Raw genomic sequence first — 22,608 nt, forward strand, 5'->3', positions numbered from 1 at the left:
CCGCACGACCGACCGGCGCGACACCCGTGTCACCGACTCCCGCGCGGTCTACCGTGGGACCCGTGCCGACCGGGCGCCCCCGACGCCGACGATGGCCGTGGATCGTGGCGGCCCTCGCGGTTGTCGTGGTGGCCGTCGGTGCGCTGATCTTCCAGCCGTGGCTCCTGTTCGTCGACACCGAGGTCGACGACGAGATCCCGGTGGCGGTCACGACGTCGCCGAGCGCGGCGCCCGCCGGACCGGTGGTGATCGCCGCGGGCACTTTCATCGGCCACGAGCACGACACGACCGGTCGGGTCACGGTCATCGAGCGGCCCGATGGCGCCCGGCTGCTCGCCATCGAGAACCTCGAGACCACCACGGGACCCGACGTCAATGTCTGGTTGTCGGCCGCGCCGGTGATCCCGGGCGTACGCGGATGGCGCAGTGCCGCGGGCGCGGACCACGTGGACCTGGGCGACATCAAGGGAAACCGCGGCGATCAGGTGTATCCGATCCCGCCCGGCGTCGACCTCGCCCGCTACCGCGCCGTCGTGCTCTGGTGCGTGCGATTCTCCGTCTCGTTCGGCGCCGCCGAACTCGAGCCGCCGGAGTCTCCGGTCGATCCGGTGCGCGGGCGGTAGATTGCAGGCACACACTCCGACGAGGAGGACCGGATGATCCGCGGGATGCACGCCCTGTTCTACACCACCGAGGAACAGGCCTTACGCGCCTTCATCAAGGACAAACTGCAACTGCCCGCCACCGACACCGGCGGCGGTTGGCTCATCTTCGATGCGCCCGAAGCCGATCTCGGCGTTCATCCCACCGACGGCACCAGTCCGCCGTCGGGCACCGCGGACGTGTCCTTCTACTGCGACGACATCGAGCAGACCGTCGAGGAACTGAAGGGCCGCGGCGTCGAGTTCACCGGAGACGTCGAGGACCACGGATACGGGCTGGTCACCTACTTCCTGGTGCCCGGCGGTTTCCGGGTGCAGCTGTACGAACCCAAGTACGCCAAGTGAGCCGCGATACGGTGGACGGGTGACCACGACCGTCCTCGACCTGCACGCCGATCCCGTCGAGCTGACCGCAGCGCTCGTCGACATCGAGAGCGAATCCCGCGACGAAACGGCCATCGCCGATGCCGTCGAGGCCGCATTGCGTTCCCAGACATCGGGTTTCGAGATCGTTCGGAACGGCAACCGGGTGCTTGCACGCACCGATCTCGGTCGTCCCACGCGCGTCGTCCTCGCCGGCCACCTCGATACGGTCCCGGTCGCCGGGAACCTGCCCCACCGTCGCACCGCCGACGCCGCGGAGGGCGATGTGCTGCACGGCTGTGGCACGGTGGACATGAAGTCCGGCGACGCCGTCTTCCTGCATCTCGCGGCGACCATGGCCGAACCGGCCCACGATCTGACCCTGATCTTCTACGACTGCGAGGAGATCGCGGCCGAATACAACGGTCTCGGTGTCATCGAGCGGGATCTGCCGGAGTGGTTGCACGGTGACGTCGCGATCCTGGGCGAACCGACCGCCGGCCTCATCGAGGCAGGGTGTCAGGGCACGATGCGCGTCCGGTTGTCGACACGTGGGACGCGCGCCCACTCGGCCCGATCGTGGATGGGCGACAACGCGATTCACAAACTGGGCACAGTGTTGACCACCTTGGCCGCGTATCGTCCGCGGACCGTCGACATCGATGGGTGCGAATACCGCGAGGGCCTGTCCGCGGTGGGCATCGGTGGAGGTGTGGCCGGCAACGTCGTCCCCGACGACGCACACGTCGACGTCAACTTCCGTTTCGCCCCCGACCGCAGCGTCGAGCAGGCCACCGAGCACGTCCGCGAGGTCTTCGCCGCCGAACTCGCCGACGGACAGCTCGGCTTCGAAGTGACCGACTCGGCGTCGGGAGCCCTTCCGGGACTGTCGAATCCGGCCGCGGCGGCCCTCGTCGACGCCGCCGGAGGACGATTCCGCGCCAAGTACGGCTGGACCGACGTCTCCCGGTTCTCCGCGCTGGGGATTCCCGCCGTGAACCTGGGCCCCGGGGATCCCAATCTGGCCCATCGCGTCGACGAGCGGGTTCCGGTGCGTCAGATCGCCGAGGTCACCGATCTCCTGCGTGCGTATCTGTCCGGGTAGGCGTTAGCCTGACCGGCATGTCGCCCGACCAGTCAGAATCCCCAGACGTTCCGGAAGCGCCCGATCTCGAGACCTGTTACGTCGGTCCCGTGCGGGTCCGGCGTGAACCCGGCGAGTCGTCCAAGACCACCGACCGCCGGCTCCTCGAATGGGTCGACCCCAACGACGCCGACCTCCGCGCCGAACGCACCATGCGGGATTCGTGGCGGGTGCTGCGCATCCAGTCCGAATTCGTCGCGGGCTTCGACGCGATGAGCGAGGTCGCCGAGGCGGTCACCGTCTTCGGCTCCGCACGGTTGGTCCCGGGCAGCGCCGACTACGACCTCGCGGTGCGCCTGGGTGCGGCACTGGGTGAGGCCGGGTACGCGGTGATCACCGGCGGCGGACCCGGTGCCATGGAGGCCGCCAACCGCGGCGCCTGGGATGCCGGTGCGCAGTCCATCGGCCTGAACATCGAGTTGCCGTTCGAACAGCACCTCAACGAGTGGGTCGATATGGGCATGCACTTCCGCTACTTCTTCGTCCGCAAGACGATGTTCGTGAAATACGCGCAGGCGTTCGTCTGTCTGCCCGGCGGTTTCGGCACCCTCGACGAGATGTTCGAGGCCCTCACCCTCGTCCAGACCAAGAAGGTGGTCCGGTTCCCGATCGTGCTGATCGGCCGCGACCACTGGACCGGTCTGATCGACTGGATGCGCGAGGTGCTGCTCGCCAAGGGCATGATCTCGCCCGACGACCTCGAGTTGCTGCACGTGGTCGACGAACCGTCGGAGGCGGTCGACATCATCGCGGCGGCCGCGGCCGGGCGTGGTGGTCGATGAGCGCGATCTGTGTCTACTGTGCATCCGGTCCGGTCGATCAGCGATTCCTCGATCTCGCCGCGGACGTCGGCACCGCGCTCGCGGCCGGCGGCCACACCGTGGTGTCCGGGGGCGGCAACATCTCGATGATGGGCGCCCTCGCGGAGGCGGCTCGGCTGGCCGGCGGCCCGACGGTCGGCATCATCCCGCGAGCGCTGATGGAACGCGAGGTCGCCGATCTCGGTGCCGACGAGCTGGTCGTCACCGAGACCATGCGCGAGCGCAAACGACAGATGGACGAGCGCGCCGACGGGTTCATCACCCTGCCCGGCGGCATCGGCACCCTCGAGGAACTGTTCGAGACCTGGACCGCGGGGTTCCTCGGTATGCATGACAAGCCGGTCGTGCTGCTCGACCCGTTCGGGTTCTACGCGCCACTGTTGGCGTGGCTGCACCAGCTCGTCGGCCAGGGATTCGTCCGGCAGGGGGCGCTCGACCGGCTCCGCGTGACCGATTCGGTGCCATCTGCGATCCAGCTTGCTACTGCTCGGTAAGGTAGGGGTGATCTTCGACAGGGGCGAGCGAAGCGGCGGGACATGTGACGTTCGTCGTCGAGCGTGTTCTCGACACATTCCACGAGCACGAGGGAAGCGGAGTAGCGACTGATGCCGAGCAGTGACACCCACAACGCCGTCGGTTTCACCGACCTGATCCGCGGCGTCGTGAAGATGGCGCCGCACGCGCCGAACATGATCAAGCACGCGCCCGGATTGATCCACCGCCCGCCGGAGGCGAAGCGCACCATCGGCTCGATCTTCCAGAAGCATGCCGCGTCCCATCCGGATCGGCCGTTCATCCGGTTCGACGGCCGGTCCATCACCTACGGTGAGGTCAATCGTCGCGTGAATCGTTACGCCGCCACCCTCGCCGACAACGGTGTGGGCCGTGGCGACGTCGTCGCCATCCTGTCGAAGAACAATCCCACCGATCTGATGGTCATGCTCGCGACCGTCAAACTCGGCGCGGTGGCCGGCATGCTGAACTACAACCAACGCGGAAAAGTGATGGCGCACAGCGTGTCCCTGCTCGACGCGAAGGTGCTCGTGCACGATCCGGACTGTGCCGAGGCGTTCGATTCCATTCCCGCAGACGTCCTCCCGCCGCAGGTCTTCGACTTCGCCGGGTTCGACTCCGCCGCGCAGGGTCGGACGGAGTCCGATCCGGCCGTCACCGCGACGCTGCCCGCATCGACGAAGGCGTTCTACATCTTCACCTCCGGCACCACCGGGATGCCCAAGGCCAGCGTGATGAGTCACAACCGGTGGCTGGCCAATCTCTCCGGGATCGGCGGCCTCGCGGTCCGCCTGAAGCACAGCGACACCATGTATGTGCCGTTGCCGCTCTATCACAACAACGCGTTGTCGGTGTCGCTCGGATCGGTGCTGGCCTCGGGCGCGTGCATCGCGATCGGCAGGTCGTTCTCCGCGTCCAAATTCTGGGACGACGTCATCCTCAACCGCGCGACCGCGTTCTGCTACATCGGCGAGTTGTGCCGCTACCTGCTGGCCCAGGAGGAGAAGCCCACCGACCGCCGGCATGCCGTCAAGGTGATCATCGGCAACGGGATGCGCCCCGAGATCTGGGATGAGTTCGCGGAACGATTCGGCATCGAGCGGATCGTCGAGTTCTACGGCGCCAGCGAGTTGAACCTCGCCTTCGTCAACGCGTTCAGCGTCAAGCGGACCGCCGGATTCTGCCCGTTGCCCTACAAGATCGTCGAATACGACGACCACGGCGAGCCCCGGCGTGACGAGAAGGGTCGACTCACCGAGGTCGGCAAGGGTGGCACCGGGCTGCTGATCGCCGAGATCAGCGAGCGGGTGCCGTTGGACGGCTACACCGATGCCGACGCCACCGAGAAGAAGGTCATCCGGGACGCGTTCACCGACGGGGACGCCTATTTCAATTCCGGAGACCTGGTGCGGGATCAGGGATTTGCGCACATCGCCTTCGTCGACCGGCTCGGCGACACCTTCCGCTGGAAGGGCGAGAACGTGGCCACCACGGAGGTCGAATCCGCACTCGACTCCTTCGACGGCATCGCTCAGTCGGTGGTGTACGGCGTCGAGATCGACAAGGCCGACGGTCGTGCGGGGATGGGCGCGGTGAAACTCCGCGACGGCGTCGACCTCGATCCGAAGAAGCTCTCCGAGCACCTCTACGACCACCTGCCGGCGTACGCGGTCCCGCTGTTCGTCCGCGTCGTCGACGACTTCGAGCAGACCTCGACGTTCAAGAACCGCAAGGTGGAGTTGCGCGACGAGGGCTACGCGAAGACCGGCGACGACGCGGTCTACGTGTTGGCCGGGCGCGACAAGGGATACGTCGACTTCTACGCCGACTATCCCGACGACGTCGCGAACGCGAAGGCCCCGAAGGGCTGAGTCGCCTGGTCGAGGAGCCGTATCGCTCCTCTCGTTACGCTGGGTCCATGCTCTCGACGCTGTGCGGCAGACCCGTCGCGACCGACCGCGCACTCGTGATGGCCATCGTCAACCGGACCCCCGACTCGTTCTACGACAAGGGTGCGAGTTTCGCCGACACCGCCGCGCAGGCCCGCGTGCAGCAGGTGGTGGCGGAGGGCGCCGACATCATCGACATCGGCGGGGTCAAGGCGGGTCCGGGTGACGAGGTCGACGCGGCCACCGAGGCCGAGCGGGTGCTCCCGTTGATCTCCTGGATCCGGGACCGGTACCCGGACGTCCTGATCAGTGTGGACACCTGGCGCAGTGAGGTGGCCGAACGTGCCTGCGCGTCGGGCGCCGATCTGATCAACGACACGTGGGCGGGGGCAGACCCCGAACTGGTGAAGGTCGCCGCCGCCCATCGCGCCGGCATCGTCTGTTCGCACACCGGCGGGGCGACGGTGCGCACCCGTCCGCATCGTGTCGCCTATGCCGATGTGGTCGCCGATGTGGTCGCCGACGTCACCGCGGCGGCCCGCCGAGCGGCCGAAGCGGGGGTCGCACGTGACTCGATCGTGATCGACCCGACACATGATTTTGGCAAGAACACCCACCACGGGCTCGCGTTGTTACGCCAGGTGAACGTTCTTGTTAATACCGGCTGGCCAGTGCTGATGGCGCTCAGCAACAAGGACTTTGTAGGGGAGACTCTGGGTGTGGATCTCGACGAACGGCTGGAGGGAACCCTCGCCGCGACTGCTCTGAGCGCCGCTGCCGGCGCGCGGATCTTTCGCGTCCACGAGGTCGCCGCCACCCGTCGCGTGGTCGACATGGTCGCTGCCATCGCGGGGACACGACCTCCCGCCCGAACAGTCAGGGGACTCGCATGACCGAACAGGTACGTCGGACCCAGGCCCGTCGCAAGGCGAGCGTGACGAACAACCGGACCAAGACGACCATCTGGCCCACGCCTGCCGACACCCTCGGGGCCAAGCAGCGCTGGTCGGCCACCAACACCTGGGAACAGCCGGACTGGACCATCGACGAGCTCGTCGCCGCGAAGAACGGCCGGACGGTGTCCGTGGTGCTGCCGGCACTCAACGAGGAAGAGACCGTCGCCGACGTGATCGCGACGATCCGCCCGCTGTACGGGACGCTGGTGGACGAACTGATCGTCCTCGACTCCGGCTCCACGGATGCCACCGCAGAGCGCGCCCGCGCCGCCGGTGCGACCGTCGTCAGCCGTGAGCAGGCCGTGCCCGAACTCGAACCCGTCAAGGGCAAGGGCGAGGTGTTGTGGCGGTCGATCGCGGTGGCGACCGGTGACATCATCGCCTTCGTCGACTCCGATCTCATCGACCCGGACCCGATGTTCGTGCCGAAGATGCTCGGACCGCTGCTGATCGACCCGCGAATCCAGTTGGTGAAGGGCTATTACCGGCGTCCCCTGCGAACCGGTGGGATGCAGGATGCCAACGGTGGGGGACGGGTCACCGAACTCGTCGCCCGTCCGCTGCTGGCGTCGCAGCGCCCCGATCTGACCGGCGTGCTGCAGCCGCTGGGCGGCGAGTACGCGGGCACCCGCGAGCTGCTCTCGTCGGTCCCGTTCGCACCCGGCTATGGGGTGGAGATCGGCTTGCTGATCGACACGTTCGATCGCTACGGGCTCGACGGCATCGGACAGGTCAACCTCGGGGTGCGCACACACCGCAATCGGCCGCTCATCGAACTGGGGGTGATGAGTCGCCAGATCGTCGGGACGTTGATGCGCCGCTGCGGAATCGAGGACTCCGGCATCGGACTCACCCAGTTCACCGCCGAGCCGGACGGATCGTTCACTCCGCACACCACCGAGGTCTATCTGGAGGACCGTCCGCCCATGGACACCATCCGCGTCGACGACACCGGCGACGCCGAGATCGCGTCCTGACCCACCGGGGCTGACGTGGACCCGGCCCCGGATCTGCCAGTATTGGTCACATGCAGACGATGCTGCTGTATCTGCTGATCATGGCCGTGGTGGTGGCCGCCGTCTTCGCCGCCGTCTGGTTCGTGTTCGGCCGGGGCGAAGACCTGCCGCCGCTGGAGAAGGGCACCACCCTCGCGCGCCTGCCGAGGGCGGGTATCACCGGTGCGGATGTCCGGTCGATCTCGTTCTCGCAGACCCTTCGTGGGTACTCGCAGACCGAAGTCGACTGGGCGCTGGAGAAACTGGCCCGTGAGCTCGACGAACTGCGGGGCGTCGTGCTCGACCTCCAGGGACGGGAGGCGGCCGACCTGTCGGCCGCCCGCGTCGACCCCCCGGACCAGTCGCCTGCCGGGCCGTGACACGTCGTGATCACGTGCGCGGCAGCGACGAGTGCTGCAACACGTATCATTGTCGTGGCACCTACAGCATTTCCGACCAATGCTGGGGTGTCATTCCACACCGTGTGGCGAAAGCTCTGAAAGGAGTTCGAGAATGGCGGCAATGAAGCCACGTACTGGGGACGGCCCCCTCGAAGCGGCCAAGGAAGGACGTGGAATCGTTGTCCGGATTCCGATCGAAGGCGGTGGACGGCTCGTCGTCGAGCTGACAGCGGACGAGGCGGCGGCATTGGGCGAAGAACTGCGCGGGGTCACCGGCTGACCCCTGACGGCGCCCCCGCGCATCCCCTGCGCGACGTCGAGGCGGTGCTGCGATGCCCGGTCTGCGCCGCCGACCTGGCGGTCGCCGTGGATGATCGGTCATTGTCCTGCGGCTCATCTCACCGATTCGACATCGCCAGGCAGGGGTACGTCTCTCTGATCGACGGTCGGTCGACACAACATCTCTCCGACACCGCGCCGATGGTCGCCGCGCGACGTCGGGTACACGATTCGGGCTCCTTCGATGCCGTCGCCGCGGCAGTGGCCGATGCCGCCACCTCGAACTCACCCGCCGACCGGCCGGCCATGGTGCTCGACGGGGGCTCGGGTACCGGCCACTATCTCGCCGCCACCCTCGAACGTGACCCCGGTTTGCGGGGACTCGGTCTCGATCTCTCCAAATACTGCGCTCGCGCCACCGCACGGTCACATCCGCGCACGGCGGCCGTCGTCGCCGACATCTGGCGACCGCTGCCCGTGAAGGCGGAGTCGGTCGGGGTCGTCCTGTCGATCTTCTCGCCGCGCAACGTCGCCGAGTTCGCGCGCATCCTGCACCCCGCCGGTCTCCTGGTGGTGGTGACGCCCGATCCGGATCACCTCGCCGAACTCGTCGGACCCATGCGGATGCTCGCCGTCGGGGCAGACAAGGACACGCGACTGCACGCCACGCTCGCCGCGGACTTCGAGGTCGGCGCCGAGGGCCACATCCGTGACCGCCGTCTGCTCGATGCCGAAGGGGTCGAGGATCTGGTGGCCATGGGGCCCTCGGCCTTTCACCGTACGGCCGAGGAGATCCGGTCCGATGCGCACGCGCTGACCGCCGAGTCGGATGGCCGGATCGAGGTGTCGGTGTCGGTCGGCGTCACGACCTTCCGTCCTCGCGCGCGGTGACCGTCCGGGTCAGCGCAGGGTGGCGAGGTAGACCTCGAGGGTCTGTTCGGCGATGGACTCCCAGGAGAATTCGGCCTCGGCACGCTCACGGCCTGCCTTGCCCATCGCCGCGGCCGCCGCAGGATCGCCGACCACCGCGTTGACCGCCTCGGCCAGCCCGGCCTCGAACCCGCGTGGATCGACCGGATCGTAGGGGACCAGGCGGCCGGTCACGTTGTCGCGGACCACCTCCGGGATGCCCCCGACGGCGGATGCGACCACCGCGGTGTTGCAGGCCATCGCCTCGAGATTGACGATGCCGAGCGGCTCATATACCGACGGGCAGAGGAAAACTGTTGCTGCGGTGAGGATTTCACGGATACGAGGCTGAGTCAGCATCTCGCGCACCCAATAGACCCCGTCGCGGGATTCGGAGAGCTCGGTGACCGCGGCCTCGATCTCGGCCCCGATCTCGGGGGTGTCCGGCGCACCCGCGCACAGCACGAGTTGGATCTCCGGTGCGAAGTCGTGGGCGGCGGCGACGAGGTGGGCCACTCCCTTCTGCCGGGTGATCCGCCCGACGAATGCGACGATCGGCCGGTCCGGGTCGAGGCCCAGGTCGGCCGGCGCCGAACCGGGACCGAAGGGGTCGTCCACGGGATACCAATTCGTGGTGTCGATACCGTTGCGCACCACGTGAACCCGATCGGGATCGACACGCGGGTAGGTGTTGCACACATCGGTGCGCATCCCCGAACTGACCGCGATCACGGCGTCGGCGTACTCGACCGCGTTGTGCTCGACCCAGCTCGACACCCGATAGCCTCCGCCGAGTTGCTCGGCCTTCCACGGCCGCATCGGTTCGAGCGAGTGCGCGGTCAGCACGTGCGGGACGCCGTACAGCTGGGCGGCGAGGTGCCCGGCCAGGCCCGTGTACCAGGTATGTGAGTGGACCAGGTCGGCTCCCTCGGCGCCCACCGCCATCCGGAGGTCCGCCGACAAGGTGGTGATCGCCGCGTTGGCTCCCGCGAGTCCCGGATCGGGTCCGTAGACATGCGCCGTGTCGCGCTCGGCACCCATGCAGTGCACGTCGACGGTGGCGAGGGACCGCAGGTGCCTGACCAGTTCCATCACGTGGACGCCGGCACCGCCGTACACCTCGGGTGGATACTCCCGTGTCATCATCGCCACCCTCATGCGGTCGACGCTAACGCGATCGACGCGGATTCGCCATCGGTGCCGGGAATCCGGTGCCGCCGGAGCGCCGATTCGTATGGCCCCGGCGGTGGATGCCGGTTAAGTTGGGGGATGTGAGAACACAGCCGCACGTGCTCGGAATGGTCCTCGCAGGCGGCGAGGGGAAAAGGCTCTACCCCTTGACGATGGATCGTGCAAAACCCGCGGTTCCGTTCGGTGGTTCCTACCGCCTCATCGACTTCGTGCTGTCCAATCTCGTCAACGCCGGGTACGAACGCATCTGTGTGCTCACACAATACAAGTCGCATTCGCTCGACCGGCACATCTCGCAGACCTGGTTCTCCGCCGGGTTCCATGGCGAGTACATCACCCCGGTGCCGGCCCAGCAGCGACTCGGGCCGCGCTGGTACACCGGCAGCGCCGACGCCATCTTCCAGTCGATGAACCTGATCACCGACGAGGAACCCGAGTACATCGTCGTCTTCGGCGCTGACAACGTGTACCGGATGGACCCGTCGCAGATGGTGGAGGCGCACATCGACTCCGGCGCCGACGTCACCGTGGCGGGGATCCGGGTTCCCCGGGCGGAGGCCACCGCGTTCGGCTGCATCGACTCCGATTCGTCCGGCCGTATCACCAGATTCCTGGAGAAGCCCAGCGACCCGCCCGGCACCCCCGACGATCCCGACGCGACGTTCGCGTCGATGGGCAACTACGTCTTCACCACCAAGGCGCTCGTCGACGCGATCCGGTCCGACGCCGCCGACCCCGACTCCGACCACGACATGGGTGGCGACATCATCCCCGGATTCGTGAGCCGCGACCGCGCGTTCGTCTACGACTTCAAGGACAACGAGGTTCCCGGAGCCACCGAGCGGGACAAGGGCTACTGGCGCGATGTCGGCACCCTGGATGCCTTCTACGACGCGCACATGGACCTGGTGTCGGTGCACCCGGTCTTCAACCTCTACAACCGTCGCTGGCCGATCCGCGGTGAGACGGTCAACCTGCCGCCCGCCAAATTCGTCCAGGGCGGTACCGCCCAGGATTCCGTCGTGGGCGCCGGCAGCATCATCTCGGCGGGCACCGTCAGCGACTCGGTGCTGTCGGCGAACGTGCTGATCGAGGACGGCGCCATCGTCGAGGGCAGTGTGCTGATGCCCGGTGTCCGGGTCGGCAAGGGTGCAGTGGTGCGCCATGCCATCCTCGACAAGAACGTGCACATCGGCGAGGGCGTCCAACTGGGTGTGGACCCCGAGGCCGATCGCGAACGCTTCTCCATCAGCGGCGGGGGAGTCGTCACCGTCGGCAAGGGCATCCGGGTCTGACTCGGGTGGGCGTCAGCCGAGCCCGGCCGTCCGGCATGCGGTGAGACCGCGCCTGATCAGGATCGGTGTGTCGACGGCGTCGGTGTGTGCCGGCAGGTCGTCGATCGGCCACCACGCGAGATCCACCGACTCGTCGCTGCGCACTATCCGCGGGGGAGTTCCGTCGGCGGTCGGCGACGCCACCGCGGCGAACCGGACGTCGAGATGGCGGGTGGGTACGCCGAGCGAGCACGTGATCGGATGCGTGTGCAGATGGACCGGCCCGGTCGCGATGTGCAGGTCGGGGATGCCGGACTCCTCGCGCGCCTCCCGGGTGGCCGCGTCGGCGAGCGTGTCGTCGCTCTCCTCGCAGTGACCGCCGAGCTGAATCCACTTGCCCACACGTGGATGCAGGGTCAGCAGCACGTGGCTCAGGGTCGCGTCGAAGACGATCGCCGATGCGGTGATGTGGCCCGGCTCGCTGGCCCTCAGGCAGGCAGCCGCTGTGGCGTCGAGGAATGCGAGATAGGTGTGGCGCAACGAGTCCTGCTCCGGGTCCGGGGCCGTCCACGACCGAAGGGTCTCGATGGACGATGCCCGCAGCGATGCGGCGCTCATCGCTCGAGCACCAGGCCATCGGTCGACGCCGGCTCCCGCAGTCCCGCGTCGTCGAGCGGACGTCCGATCGCGATCGCGCCCAACGGTTCCCACCGCTCGTCGAGCTCGAGGACGTCGCGCACGACCTGCGGTGCGAAGATCGTCGAACCTATCCAACAGCTGCCCACCCCGCGGACCGACAGCGCGACGAGCAGTGCCGACACCGCGCCGCCGGCCGCGACCGTGAACATGGTGTGCTCGGCGGCGCGCCTGCGGGTGTCGGGATAGTCGTGTGCGCCGTCGGGGACCAGGAACGGGATGACCAATTCGGGTGCGTCATAGAGGATCTGACCGCGTCGCAGACGCTTCTCGATCGATTCCGGCGACTTCTGGTCCGCGCCGAGATCGGAGCGCCAGGCATCCGCCATAGCATCGAGCAGACGTGCCCGGCGATCCGCCGATCGGACCCAGACGAACCGGACCGGGTGCGTGTGATGCGGCGCCGGCGCGGTGAGGGCATCGGCGAACGCCGCCGACATGATCTCGGCGTCGATCGGCCCCGGCGCGAAGGCACGAATCGATCTCCGCGTCAGCAGGGCCTGCCGGTGGCCCAGCTCGATGGCCTCCGCCGTGCCCAGTCGGAACAGGTCCTCGTCGGCCGGACGGACGAGGTCGGCGGCCCGGGACCCGTCGTCGATCGGGCCGAGCCCACGAATCACCGCGATCGGGACCCCGCCGAGTTTGCCCTTCACCAGGTCGCCGGCCGCGGCGATCTCGTCGGCGACGGCGACATCGGTCACCACGAGGGGATTGCCGTAGGTATCGACGGAACCGTCGTAGGGATGGGACACCCGGATGCCGGCGGCACCGATCGCGACGTCGGTCTGGCCGTTGCGCCAGGCCCGTCCCATGGTGTCCGTCACGACCACCGCGACGTCGACGCCGGCGACCTCCTTGATGCGCCCGCGCAGCCGCGCTGCGCTCGCGTCGGGGTCCAGCGGGAGGAGCGCGAGTTGATCGGTGGCGATGTTCGACCCGTCCACCCCGGCCGCGGCCTGCACGATGCCGAGCCGGTTCTCGGTGATCAGGGTGCGGTTCTTGCGTGCCAGTACGCGCACCGACTCCTCGTCGATCAGCTTGCGGCGAAGTGCATCCCGCTCGTCGGGATCGGTGGGCGCGGCCACCATCCGTCCCTCGACCTTGGAGAAGATCTTGCTGGTCACGACCACGACGTCGCCATCGGCGAGCCAGGGTGCGGCGGCGGCGAGTTCCGTGGCGATGTCGCTGTCGGTGCCGAACTCGCCGAGACCGATGACCGGCCGGATCTCCAGACTCCCGGCCGCGCCGTGGTCGCCGGGCGACCCCGGGGCGGTCACGCGGCCGGCCCGTTCGATGCGCCGGCATCGTGAGCGGGGGTGGTCACACCGACCAGCGCGCAGGCATCGCGGACCATGGTGGCGGTCGTCGGGGGATCGGTCATCAGCAGCGGTGCCGCCCCGATCGCGATGCCGTCGACGGTGGCGCGATCGCCCTCTGCGATCAGCCACCCGTCGAGGATGCCGTTGCCACTGCGCGCGCCGTAGTGCGCCGCGATGGCCTCCGCGGTGGTCTCCACACCGATCACCGACAGACACTCGTCGGCCATGCCACGCAACGGCCGGTCGTCGATGACGGGGGAGATCCCGACGACGGGTGCCGACGTCGTCCGCAGGGCGCTGCGCACGCCGGGCACGCTGACGATGGCCCCGATGCTGACCACGGGATTGCTGGGTGCGATGAGCACGACGTCGGCACCGGTGATGGCGTCGACCACTCCCGGTGCGGCCTGGGTGTCATCAGAACCCACCTGGGCGAAACCGTAGGTGGGTATCCGCGCGCGGTGTCGAACCCACCACTCCTGGAAGTGGATGGCGACCCGATCACCGTCGTCGCCGTCCGGCTTCGCGACCACCACATGGGTCTCATGGCGGTCGTCGGTCGCCGGGATCAGGCGCACACCCGGCTGCCAGCGCCGGCACAGCGCTGCGGTCACATCGGACAGGCGGTAGCCGGCGTCGAGCATCTGGGTGCGGATGAGATGCGTCGCCAGGTCGCGGTCGCCGAGACCGAACCAGTCGGGGTCGGCGCCATAGGCCGCGAGCTCCTCCTTGGCATGCCACGTCTCGCCGACGCGACCCCAACCACGCTCCCGGTCGATCCCGCCGCCCAGCGTGTACATGCAGGTGTCGAGATCGGGACAGATCCGCACGCCGTGCATCCATGCATCGTCGCCGACATTGACGATCGCGGTGACCTCGTGTTGTCGGTCATCCGGATGATTCACCGTGGCGGCAACCGTCCCGTCCGTGGTGGGATCCACGGGGTCGGGAAACGACGTGGGCCCGAGCAGTTCCCGGACACCGGACAAGAAGCGGGCGCCACCGACACCGCCGACGAGAACCGTCACTTTCACCTCGTTCACTCTAGTGATGTCGGTGCGGGCGGTGTCGACCGCGGTGGGTCAGAGGTTGTGCATGGTCAGCCGGGGGTGATCGGGCCGGCGACCGACCGGGGGTGGGGGCGACGCCGGATTCGGTACCATGGGTGGCGATTTCAGGGGAGGGGATCGCGGATCTGTGACTTTGCTGATGTCCGCAACCCGAGCCCGTGTCGGGGCCGGGACTTTCCGACAACCGATGGTATTAAGGAATCTTTTGCTTTAACTTGACCGCAGTGGCCCATGACGTGTGTAATCACATCAGTGTCATTCTGAGTTTGAGATCGAGAACTGATGGAGCGCAAGGTTTTCGATCATTTGTTCGAATGGCTCAGTGGGTGAGTACCCGGACACACGGTGACGATCGATGGTGTGGGCAGATGAGGTGGGGCGGCCGGGTGGCCGCGGACACCGATGACTGGAACTGACAGACTTCTCGAGCTAGGAGGCGCCGACGATGGCTTTTGAGAACCCGATCGGCAATCCCCTTGAACCACGCAGCTTCTCCGATCCCCACAACTCAGTTGAGTCGACGAGTCGTCCGGAGGAACTGGCTGGTGCCAAGGCCTGGACCAATCACCTTGAGCTGGCGGGTGATTCGCTGATGTCACCAACCATGGATGGTGGCACCGCCGAACCGGCGGACAATTCCCCATGGGCGCAGCCGCGCCATCTTTCATTGGTGCCCAACGACTTCGACGATCTCTTCGAAGCGATGGAGGACCAGTGGCAGGATCGTGCGCTGTGTGCGCAGACCGACCCCGAGGCGTTCTTCCCCGAGAAGGGTGGATCGACCCGCGAGGCGAAGCGCATCTGCCAGGGTTGTGAGGTGAAGTCGGAGTGCCTCGAGTATGCGTTGCACAACGACGAGCGCTTCGGGATCTGGGGTGGACTCTCCGAGCGGGAGCGGCGCCGGATCAAGCGCGGCATCATCTGATCGGTCGGACCGACCGGTCGCGGTGATCGGCTCCGTGCCGACCTGATCACCGGTCGACGATCGACCAGCGGATCTGCGGCACGGGCGTCGGATCACTCCGGACCGCGGTCGATGGTGTCCTCGTCGACACCGAGGTGGGTGGCCACCTGTTGCACCAGCACCTCGTGCACCAACTCCAGTAGGTCCGCGCCGCGCTTGGCGCGGACCTCCAGAGGGCGGCGGAACAAGATGATCTGGGCCCGGGACGGCTGCCCGTGGACGTCGACCCCGGCCGGGATGAGCCGTGCGAGCGGCACCGCGCCGTCGGCGGTGACCTCGTCCGGCCACTGAATGGATTCCGGATCCCGCGGCAGCATCCGTGGGATGTCGTCGACCGCGATGTCCAGGCCGGCGAGGCGGTCATGCCAGCGCGTGTCGATCTCCGCGAATGCCTCGAGGGCGATGACATCGAACGAGTCCGCCCGGCTGGTGAACGCCGGCACATACTGCGGCAGCAACGGCGAGCGCAGCCCGCGTCCGCGCCGATCCCGGACCCGCGTGGCGGCCATCGGACGCCGGACGGTCCCCGGACGCGGATCGAGCCCTCGCCCCCGGGCGTCCCCGGCGCGCGGTTCCATCGACCGGCCACGCGAATCCTGGGCGCGACCACGGGGTTCGTCGGCGCGACCGCGAGACGGGCGGGGCGGATCGAAGCGCATGACGCGAGTGTAGGGATTCGGGGCGGCGATGTCGCGTGTGAGGTGTGTTTCACGCGGGCACGCGTGTCGCCGCCGGTGTGGACCCGTCGCCGGGGCTAACCTCGTCACGTGAAGCTTCCCCGACAGTGCTGCAGGCCCGGCTGCGCCCGTTCCGCGGTGGCTACCTTGACCTTCGTCTATGCCGAGTCGACAGCGGTGATCGGTCCGTTGGCCAGTAGTGCCGAGCCCCACTCGTGGGATCTCTGCGATGATCACGCGCGCCGGATCACGGTCCCGCGTGGCTGGGAGATGCTCCGCAGCGAGCGCGGTTTCTCCGCGCCGGTCGCCGAGGATTACGAACTGACCGCGCTGGCCGAGGCGGTGCGCGAGGTCGGAGGCGCCGATCGGGTCGACCCGACACCGGGGTTCCCCGATCTGTTCGACGGACTCGACGACGCGTCGGCGGGCCGCCATCGGGCCGGTCGCATGGCCGGCCGCGCCACGGATGGGCCACCCGCCGACGACGCCCACCGCCGTGCGGCGCAGTCCGCGCGCCCGCGGCCGGGGCGCCGTGGGCACCTGCGGGTGCTGCCCGACCCGATCGACTGACTCTCGGGCGGCGCACGCCGAACCGGCAGTCGCCAGCGGGCGCAATACCTGTCGGACACTTTCGCCGTGGGGCATTAGGGTAGATGTCATGCGCACCGGTGCCCCCGATCTCGATGATGTCGAGGAACTGATCGCGGCCGACGTGGACGGTCTCCTGCCGTCCGTCGCGCTCGCCGGCGCACAGGTGCGCTCCATCGCCGAGGCCCAGCGCGAGGGTGTCCTCGAGCCGTTGACCCAACTGCGGCCACGCAGCGTCGTGATCGTGTGCGGGTCGACCGGTTCGGCGATGTCGGCCGCGCAACTCGTGATCGCGGCGATCAGCTCGCGAATCGACGTCCCGATCGTCTTCGCACCCGCCCTGCCCGGATGGATCGGGCCCCTCGACGTCGTGGTGCTCGCCGGCGACGACGCGGGTGACATGGCACTCGCGGATGCCGCGGCGCGTTCACTGCGGCGTCGGGCGGAGGTGGTGGTCGCCGCACCGATCGAAGGCCCGCTGCGAGATGCGCTGGGCGGCAGCGGCATCGACCTGTCCCCGCGGGTCCGGGTGGATCCGCGGTTCCGGTTTCCGGGATTCGTCGCGGCGTTGCTCGCGGTCTTCGTCTCGCTCGCGCAGGTCAGACTGACCGGAAACGTACCGGAGGTCGGCGACCTGGCCGACGCCCTCGACGAGGAAGCGGTCGCCAATCATCCCGGCAACGAGAGCTTCCACAACCGCGCCAAGCTGCTCGCGGCTCGACTCGACGGTCGCGCGGCGGTCTGGGTGGGTGACACCGTGGGTACCACGGTGATCGCCGGACAGGCGGCCCGGTCGCTGGTGGCGGTCGCCGGGGAGATCAGCGCGGTCGCCGAGATCGGCGACGTCGTCCGGATGGTCGGCGAGTGGTCTGCGCGCACCGGGTCGACGCCGTCGGACGCGATTTTCTACGACCCGGAGATCGACGGTCCGGCCCCGGAGGACCCGCCACGGATCTTCCTGGCGACCACCCCGACCCGCGAATGGTATGTCCGTCGGCGCTTCGACGGTCTCGGGGACCTCGACGTGCTGACCGGCGCGGCCACCGGCGATGCGGGAGATCCCGACGGGCGTATCGCGCCACCGGGGACGCACACGCGTGAGGACCTGTCCGGTGACTCCCCGAACGACCTCCAGTCGCTCATGTCGTTGATCCTGCGCATCGAGATGGCCGCGGTGTATCTCCGGCTGATCAGGACCAGGACCTGAGGTGATGAGAACTCTGGAGGGGGTGGTGCGCCCCTATGCGTGGGGATCGCGGACCGCGATCGCGTCGTTGCGTGGCAAGGCGGTGCCGTCGCCGCACCCGGAGGCCGAGTTGTGGTTCGGTGCGCATCCGGCGGGCCCGGCGATCTGTCTGCCGACCGACGGCGTGCCGGACACCGATCTGCTCTCCGCCATCGACGCCGACCGGGTCGGAATGCTCGGGGAGCACACCGTCGAGGCCTTCGACGGCCGGCTGCCGTTCCTGATGAAGGTACTCGCGGCGGAGGAACCGCTGTCGCTGCAGGCGCATCCGAGTTCCGAGCAGGCCCGCGAGGGATTCGATCGCGAGAACGCCCAGGGGTTGCCGTTCGACGCGGCCGACCGCAACTATCGCGATCCGTGGCACAAACCCGAACTGATCGTGGCGATCACCGACTTCGAGGCCTTGGCGGGCTTCCGTGATCCGCAGACCACGGTCGAGCTGCTGCGCGATCTGCAGGTGAGCGAACTCGATCCGTACCTCGGAATGCTTGCCGGACAGCCCGATTCAGAGGGCCTGCGCGCGCTCTTCACGACGTGGCTGACGCTGCCCGACGCGTCCATCGCGACCCTGGTGCCCGCGGTGCTCGGCGGTGCGGTCGATCTGCTCGGCGCCGGGTCGTCGCGCTTCGCCGCCGAACTGCGCACCGTGCTCGAACTCGGCGAGGTCTATCCGCGGGATCCCGGTGTCCTGGCATCGTTGTTGCTCAACCGGATTCATCTCGAGCCGGGCGACGGCCTGTACCTGCCGGCAGGCAACCTGCACGCGTACCTGCACGGCACCGGGGTGGAGATCATGGCCAACTCCGACAACGTGCTGCGCGGCGGACTCACCCCCAAACACATCGACGTCCCGGAGTTGCTCCGCGTGCTCGACTTCACGCCGGCGGCCGTGGAGGACATCACCCCGCCGATCCGCATGGTCGGGGCCGAGCGTGTCTATCTCACGCCTGCACCGGAATTCCGACTGTCCCGCGTCGAACTCGACGGCACCGGGCTGGTGTACGCGTCGTCGATCTGTTTCGACATGCCGGGGCCGCAGATCCTGGCCGTGTTGAGCGGGTCCGTCGAGGTGCGCTCGATGGGCGGAGTGGTGACCACAGTGCCCGCGGGGCAGGCCGTCTGGATCGGCGACGCCGAACCCGATGTCGTGGTCCATGCCGCGTCGTCGCGCGCGGTCTTCTTCCGGGCGAGGGTGCCGGTGGGTACCGGCTCCTGAGCCGAGACGACCACTTCAGCGCCCGATGAACGTCCACTCATCCGGAGTGGCGACCATCGTCACGGCCACCCGCTCGGTCGCCGTGGTCACCGAGATATCTTGGGGTGCACGAGGATTCTGTCGCACGATGACCGATGCGTCGGGTACGAGCTCGGACACGCGTGGGTCACCGGGCGCGAGCACGGTGATGTGGGTCGTGTGCGGTTCGGCAGGCGGGCCGGTCAGTCCGTCGAAGACCACCACCCGATGGCCGGACGGCGCCTGGGCCCGGTCCGAACTCAGCGCCAGCCGACGCGGATCACCGACCTTCTCGATGAGCTGGTGCCACTGGTCGGGTCGAACGGTGTGGATGGTCACCGATGCGCCGATGGCGACGGCGCGCAGGATCACCTGGGCCACCATCTGCGGACCGGCCGAGATGGCGACCGCACGCACGTCCGGACCGAGCAGCGGCACCGCGACCGCACGCCCGACGTGATCGGCGCCGACCAACTGTCCGCAACCACTGGCCGGCAGCCGTAACTCGTCGAGCAGCCGCTGCGCCTCCGGACCGCGCACCGCGCCCAACCGCCGGTCGAGGCGTCCCGCGAGTGCGATCGGCAGGCCGGCCGCCAAGGCGTCGAACTGGTGTCCGTCCACGGCGGTGAGGCCCTCGGGCAGCGGGTCCGCCGTCCGTCCGGCCGACGGCAACTCGGCATGTCGGATCATGCCGCGGACCTCGAGGACGCCGTCGGCGTCGTGGCGCAGGCGGATCGTCGCGGTGGTGGACAGCGCGGTGTTCACCCAGGCCGTGGTGAGAACCGACGCGATCGCGCCGGGTTCGATGCCCGCGCTGCGGAAGCGCAGCTGTCCCGACGTGATCGAGTCCCAGTCCTCGGTCATGTCGTCGAGGGGTGAGCCCTCGGTGAGCTGATCGGTGAGCGCGGTGATCTCCGGGCCGTTGAGAACGGCGACGCGCAGGCCGCTCTCGGACAGGCGTTTGGCGACCCGACGCGTGGTGATGGTGGCGGTGCGCAGCGCGCCGACGGCACCACCACCGCGCCGCGCGACCGCGTCCGCGCAGTCGAGCGGATTCAGCCGCAGCACCACCAGGACCGAACGATGTGCAGTGGCGGGGAGCGGACCGAGCGTGCGGTGATACGTCTGGGCGAGGGGCCCGCCGCCCCAACTGCGGACGCCGTGGCTGATCACCTCGATTGAGGCCAACGGGATGTCGAACGGATTGATGCACTCGGCCAGTGCTCCGAGCGGGACGACCTGGCCCGCGGGGTCGGTGACGGCCGCGCTGCCCGGGGTCAGGTAGGTCACCGCAGGCGCGGCAGGGGCCACCCGTAGCACGGTGATCAGGGTGTCACCGACCCAGCGGGCACCGATGGTGTCGCCACCGGTCGCCGACGTCCGTATCGGTGACTGGCCGGGTTGCGCTGGGCCGGTGGGGATGTCGAAGGGTGTCGGGGCGAGATCAGCGGACCGGCGGCGTGCGCGGGCCCACACGAACCCGAGGCGGCGCAAGGCGGCGCCGATAGCGGACGGCCGACCTCGCCACGGTACGAGGGCGAGCGACGCCACCGCCGCGACGACCAGTGCGATCCAGCCGAGTCGGCTGCCGCTGGCCGCCCACCCGATGAGACCGATCGCGAGCACGACCTCGGTCAACACCAGCGTGTGGAGGGTGATGCCACGGCGCCGCCCGCGGTCGGGGGCGCCCGCCGGGGGCACGGGCGGTGGTGTGGGCGTCGGGCGGGTCCCCGACAGCACGGGAGCACCTCGCATCGCCATGAATCCCCCCGTCCTGCGGGTGACCGGCGCGACACCCGCGGAAAATGTATCGGTTACGCTACTACGCGGCGAATCGTCGGTGCTCACCCGATCCACCGACTCCGGCGAGTCGACCGGCTCTGCCATGCAGTCGGAAGGGGGACGATGGCTCGGCAGCTCACGACCAAGGCGCAGGTGAACGGCTATCGCTTCCTGCTGCGCCGACTCGAGCACGCGCTCGTCCGCCGCGATGTGCGGATGCTGCACGACCCCATGCGGTCGCAGCTGCAGGCTCTGCTGGTCGGCACCGTGCTCGGCCTGCTGGTGCTCGGCGGCTGCGGGGTGTGGGGTCTGGTACGGCCGCAGGGGTCCGTCGGTGACGCGAAGATCGTGGTGAGCAAGAACGGTGGCGGGAACTATGTCCTGGTCGACGGAACCCTGCACCCGGTACTGAATCTCGCGTCGGCGCGGCTCATCACGGGCAGCAGTGAGTCACCGAAGTCGGTGAGCGACGGCAAACTGACGTCCTACCCGCGTGGGCCGCTGTTGGGGATTCCCGGCGCCCCCGCGGCCCTGCCGTCATCCGCACATGGCGGGGGGTCGGACTGGACCGTCTGCGACAGCGCCACGGTGTCTCCGGACGTGTCCGGCGAGACCATCGCGTTGTCGGTGATCGGGGACCGGCCCCGGCTCGGCGACGCCATCGGGGTGGCCGGCGCCGACGACGGGGTGTTGGTGACCAACGGCGGGAAGACCTTTCTCGTCTACACCGTCGAACGCGACGGCGCGCCGGTCGCGGTTCGCGCCGAGGTGGACACCGACAGTGTGCCGGTGATGCGGGCGCTGCGGCTGGAAGGGGCCACCCCGCGGGAGATCAGCGCAGGCCTGCTCAACACCTTCCCCGAGGTCGACCGACTCACCGTCGGCCAGATCGACGGCGTGGGGCGGCCGGGTGCGCTCGCCGGGGACGGCGTCCTGGTCGGGTCGGTGGTCAAATCCGTCGGGATCAACGACCAGACAAGCTATTACGTCGTGCTCCGCGACGGTGTGCAGCAGATCAGCGAGGCGACCGCGGAGATCCTCCGGCTCGCCGACCGCGACGGCACCGCGCCGGTGCCGACCGTCGCGCCGGGGGAGGTTGCGGCGAACCCGACGTCGACACCCCTGCCGGTCGGCGAATTCCCGCGCCGTGCACCGAATCTCGTGGATGTCGGGACGGCAGGCACGCTGTGTCAGGCGTGGTCGCGCGGGGCGGACGACCCGGCTGCGACGACCCGGTTCCTGGTCGGACGGTCGCTGCCGCTCGGTGACGGTGCCGAGCCGGTCCGGGTGACCTCCGCCGATGGGTCCGGGCCCGGTGTCGATCAGGTCTACCTGCGTCCGGGGACCGGCGAGTACATCCAGGTGACGGGTTCGGAGCCGGATAGTATTCGCGCCGAATCCCGGTACTACGTCAGTGATCTCGGCGTCCGATTCGGGGTCGCGGACGCAGGCACCGGCCAGGTGCTGGGCCTGGGGGACAGCCCGGTGAAGGCGCCCTGGTCGGTGATCTCGCTGCTCACGCCCGGACCGACGTTGTCTCGGACCGCGGCACTGGTGTCCCATGACGGGATCGCGTCCGATGACGACGGCCGCGTGATCTCCCCGCCGGAGAACTGAGGCGGCTCGCCTCCCCCC

The 22,608-nt window shown here is 68.7% G+C and carries 23 protein-coding genes; 17 read left to right on the plus strand and 6 right to left on the minus strand.

Annotation, left to right across the window (positions count from 1 at the left end; genetic code table 11):
- Positions 1–62 precede the first annotated feature (62 nt).
- From D7316_RS26495 to D7316_RS26545, 11 genes are all read left to right on the plus strand, one after another.
- Positions 63–623 (plus strand): DM13 domain-containing protein, encoded by a 561-nt coding sequence (locus D7316_RS26495; RefSeq protein ID WP_408610061.1) that lies wholly within the window; start codon positions 63–65, stop codon positions 621–623.
- A gap of 33 nt (positions 624–656) precedes the next feature.
- Positions 657–1,007 (plus strand): VOC family protein, encoded by a 351-nt coding sequence (locus D7316_RS26500; RefSeq protein ID WP_124710910.1) that lies wholly within the window; start codon positions 657–659, stop codon positions 1,005–1,007.
- A gap of 19 nt (positions 1,008–1,026) precedes the next feature.
- On the plus strand, positions 1,027–2,130 hold the full coding sequence (gene dapE / locus D7316_RS26505) for a succinyl-diaminopimelate desuccinylase (protein ID WP_124710911.1): 1,104 nt from the start codon (positions 1,027–1,029) through the stop codon (positions 2,128–2,130).
- A 17-nt stretch (positions 2,131–2,147) separates the two neighbouring features.
- A complete protein-coding gene (locus D7316_RS26510) occupies positions 2,148–2,951 on the plus strand; it encodes an LOG family protein (protein ID WP_124710912.1) in 804 nt (267 codons plus the stop codon).
- On the plus strand, positions 2,948–3,484 hold the full coding sequence (locus D7316_RS26515) for an LOG family protein (RefSeq protein WP_124710913.1): 537 nt from the start codon (positions 2,948–2,950) through the stop codon (positions 3,482–3,484). Before D7316_RS26510 ends, D7316_RS26515 begins: the two co-directional genes overlap by 4 nt.
- Before the next feature lie 111 nt (positions 3,485–3,595).
- Positions 3,596–5,374 carry a long-chain-acyl-CoA synthetase gene (locus tag D7316_RS26520; RefSeq protein ID WP_124710914.1) on the plus strand — a complete coding sequence of 593 codons (1,779 nt, stop codon included), beginning with the start codon at positions 3,596–3,598 and terminating at the stop codon, positions 5,372–5,374.
- A 47-nt stretch (positions 5,375–5,421) separates the two neighbouring features.
- Complete coding sequence (folP, locus tag D7316_RS26525; RefSeq protein ID WP_124710915.1) at positions 5,422–6,285, plus strand: dihydropteroate synthase; 864 nt, start codon at positions 5,422–5,424, stop codon at positions 6,283–6,285.
- Positions 6,282–7,325: a glucosyl-3-phosphoglycerate synthase gene (locus D7316_RS26530; RefSeq protein ID WP_124710916.1), complete on the plus strand. Its 1,044-nt coding sequence runs from the start codon at positions 6,282–6,284 to the stop codon at positions 7,323–7,325. The genes folP and D7316_RS26530 overlap by 4 nt, the downstream gene beginning before the upstream one ends.
- Before the next feature lie 50 nt (positions 7,326–7,375).
- Complete coding sequence (locus D7316_RS26535) at positions 7,376–7,723, plus strand: DivIVA domain-containing protein (RefSeq protein ID WP_124710917.1); 348 nt, start codon at positions 7,376–7,378, stop codon at positions 7,721–7,723.
- 133 nt (positions 7,724–7,856) lie between these two features.
- Complete coding sequence (locus tag D7316_RS26540; protein ID WP_004019232.1) at positions 7,857–8,024, plus strand: DUF3117 domain-containing protein; 168 nt, start codon at positions 7,857–7,859, stop codon at positions 8,022–8,024.
- Positions 8,025–8,110: 86 nt separating this feature from the next.
- Positions 8,111–8,914, plus strand: a complete 804-nt coding sequence (locus D7316_RS26545) for a methyltransferase domain-containing protein (RefSeq protein ID WP_232017096.1) — start codon at positions 8,111–8,113, stop codon at positions 8,912–8,914.
- Between the two features lie 9 nt (positions 8,915–8,923).
- On the opposite strand, the gene glgA is transcribed toward D7316_RS26545, so the two are convergent.
- Positions 8,924–10,090, minus strand: a complete 1,167-nt coding sequence (gene glgA / locus D7316_RS26550; protein WP_197718307.1) for a glycogen synthase — start codon at positions 10,088–10,090, stop codon at positions 8,924–8,926.
- A 113-nt stretch (positions 10,091–10,203) separates the two neighbouring features.
- Between glgA and glgC the strand changes: the two genes are divergently transcribed.
- Positions 10,204–11,418 (plus strand): glucose-1-phosphate adenylyltransferase, encoded by a 1,215-nt coding sequence (gene glgC, locus D7316_RS26555; protein ID WP_124710919.1) that lies wholly within the window; start codon positions 10,204–10,206, stop codon positions 11,416–11,418.
- Positions 11,419–11,430: 12 nt separating this feature from the next.
- On the opposite strand, the gene D7316_RS26560 is transcribed toward glgC, so the two are convergent.
- Genes D7316_RS26560 through cofD form a run of 3 tightly spaced genes read right to left on the minus strand, consistent with a single transcriptional unit; the run spans position 11,431 to position 14,446 of the window.
- Positions 11,431–12,015 carry an NUDIX hydrolase gene (locus D7316_RS26560; protein WP_124710920.1) on the minus strand — a complete coding sequence of 195 codons (585 nt, stop codon included), beginning with the start codon at positions 12,013–12,015 and terminating at the stop codon, positions 11,431–11,433.
- Positions 12,012–13,370, minus strand: a complete 1,359-nt coding sequence (locus tag D7316_RS26565) for a coenzyme F420-0:L-glutamate ligase (protein ID WP_124710921.1) — start codon at positions 13,368–13,370, stop codon at positions 12,012–12,014. Before D7316_RS26565 ends, D7316_RS26560 begins: the two co-directional genes overlap by 4 nt.
- Positions 13,367–14,446 carry a 2-phospho-L-lactate transferase gene (cofD, locus tag D7316_RS26570; RefSeq protein WP_124710922.1) on the minus strand — a complete coding sequence of 360 codons (1,080 nt, stop codon included), beginning with the start codon at positions 14,444–14,446 and terminating at the stop codon, positions 13,367–13,369. The genes D7316_RS26565 and cofD overlap by 4 nt, the downstream gene beginning before the upstream one ends.
- A gap of 739 nt (positions 14,447–15,185) precedes the next feature.
- Here cofD and D7316_RS27340 point away from each other — a divergent pair.
- Positions 15,186–15,407 carry a WhiB family transcriptional regulator gene (locus D7316_RS27340; RefSeq protein WP_197718403.1) on the plus strand — a complete coding sequence of 74 codons (222 nt, stop codon included), beginning with the start codon at positions 15,186–15,188 and terminating at the stop codon, positions 15,405–15,407.
- Positions 15,408–15,499: 92 nt separating this feature from the next.
- Here the strand turns inward: D7316_RS27340 and D7316_RS26580 are convergent, their stop codons facing one another.
- Positions 15,500–15,955, minus strand: a complete 456-nt coding sequence (locus D7316_RS26580) for a metallopeptidase family protein (RefSeq protein ID WP_124711603.1) — start codon at positions 15,953–15,955, stop codon at positions 15,500–15,502.
- A 258-nt stretch (positions 15,956–16,213) separates the two neighbouring features.
- Here D7316_RS26580 and D7316_RS26585 point away from each other — a divergent pair, with 258 nt between their 5' ends.
- The 3 genes from D7316_RS26585 to manA all read left to right on the plus strand — a co-directional run bounded on the left by D7316_RS26585 (position 16,214) and on the right by manA (position 19,173).
- Entirely contained in the window at positions 16,214–16,693 is a 480-nt protein-coding gene (locus D7316_RS26585; protein WP_124710924.1) for a DUF3499 domain-containing protein, read from the plus strand.
- Positions 16,694–16,781: 88 nt separating this feature from the next.
- Positions 16,782–17,918, plus strand: a complete 1,137-nt coding sequence (locus tag D7316_RS26590; RefSeq protein ID WP_124710925.1) for a hypothetical protein — start codon at positions 16,782–16,784, stop codon at positions 17,916–17,918.
- A 4-nt stretch (positions 17,919–17,922) separates the two neighbouring features.
- Complete coding sequence (gene manA / locus D7316_RS26595; RefSeq protein WP_124710926.1) at positions 17,923–19,173, plus strand: mannose-6-phosphate isomerase, class I; 1,251 nt, start codon at positions 17,923–17,925, stop codon at positions 19,171–19,173.
- Between the two features lie 15 nt (positions 19,174–19,188).
- Here manA and eccE read toward each other — a convergent pair whose 3' ends face one another.
- Positions 19,189–20,931, minus strand: coding sequence for a type VII secretion protein EccE (gene eccE, locus D7316_RS26600; protein ID WP_232017098.1), 1,743 nt, complete (start codon positions 20,929–20,931; stop codon positions 19,189–19,191).
- Positions 20,932–21,096: 165 nt separating this feature from the next.
- Between eccE and eccB the strand changes: the two genes are divergently transcribed.
- The gene (gene eccB, locus D7316_RS26605) at positions 21,097–22,590 is read left to right on the plus strand and encodes a type VII secretion protein EccB (protein WP_124710928.1); all 1,494 of its coding nucleotides are present in this window, start codon (positions 21,097–21,099) and stop codon (positions 22,588–22,590) included.
- The last annotated feature ends 18 nt before the right edge of the window (positions 22,591–22,608 follow it).

It is taken from the genome of Gordonia insulae, from assembly GCF_003855095.1.
In the GTDB taxonomy this organism is placed as follows: Bacteria; Actinomycetota; Actinomycetes; order Mycobacteriales; family Mycobacteriaceae; genus Gordonia; species Gordonia insulae.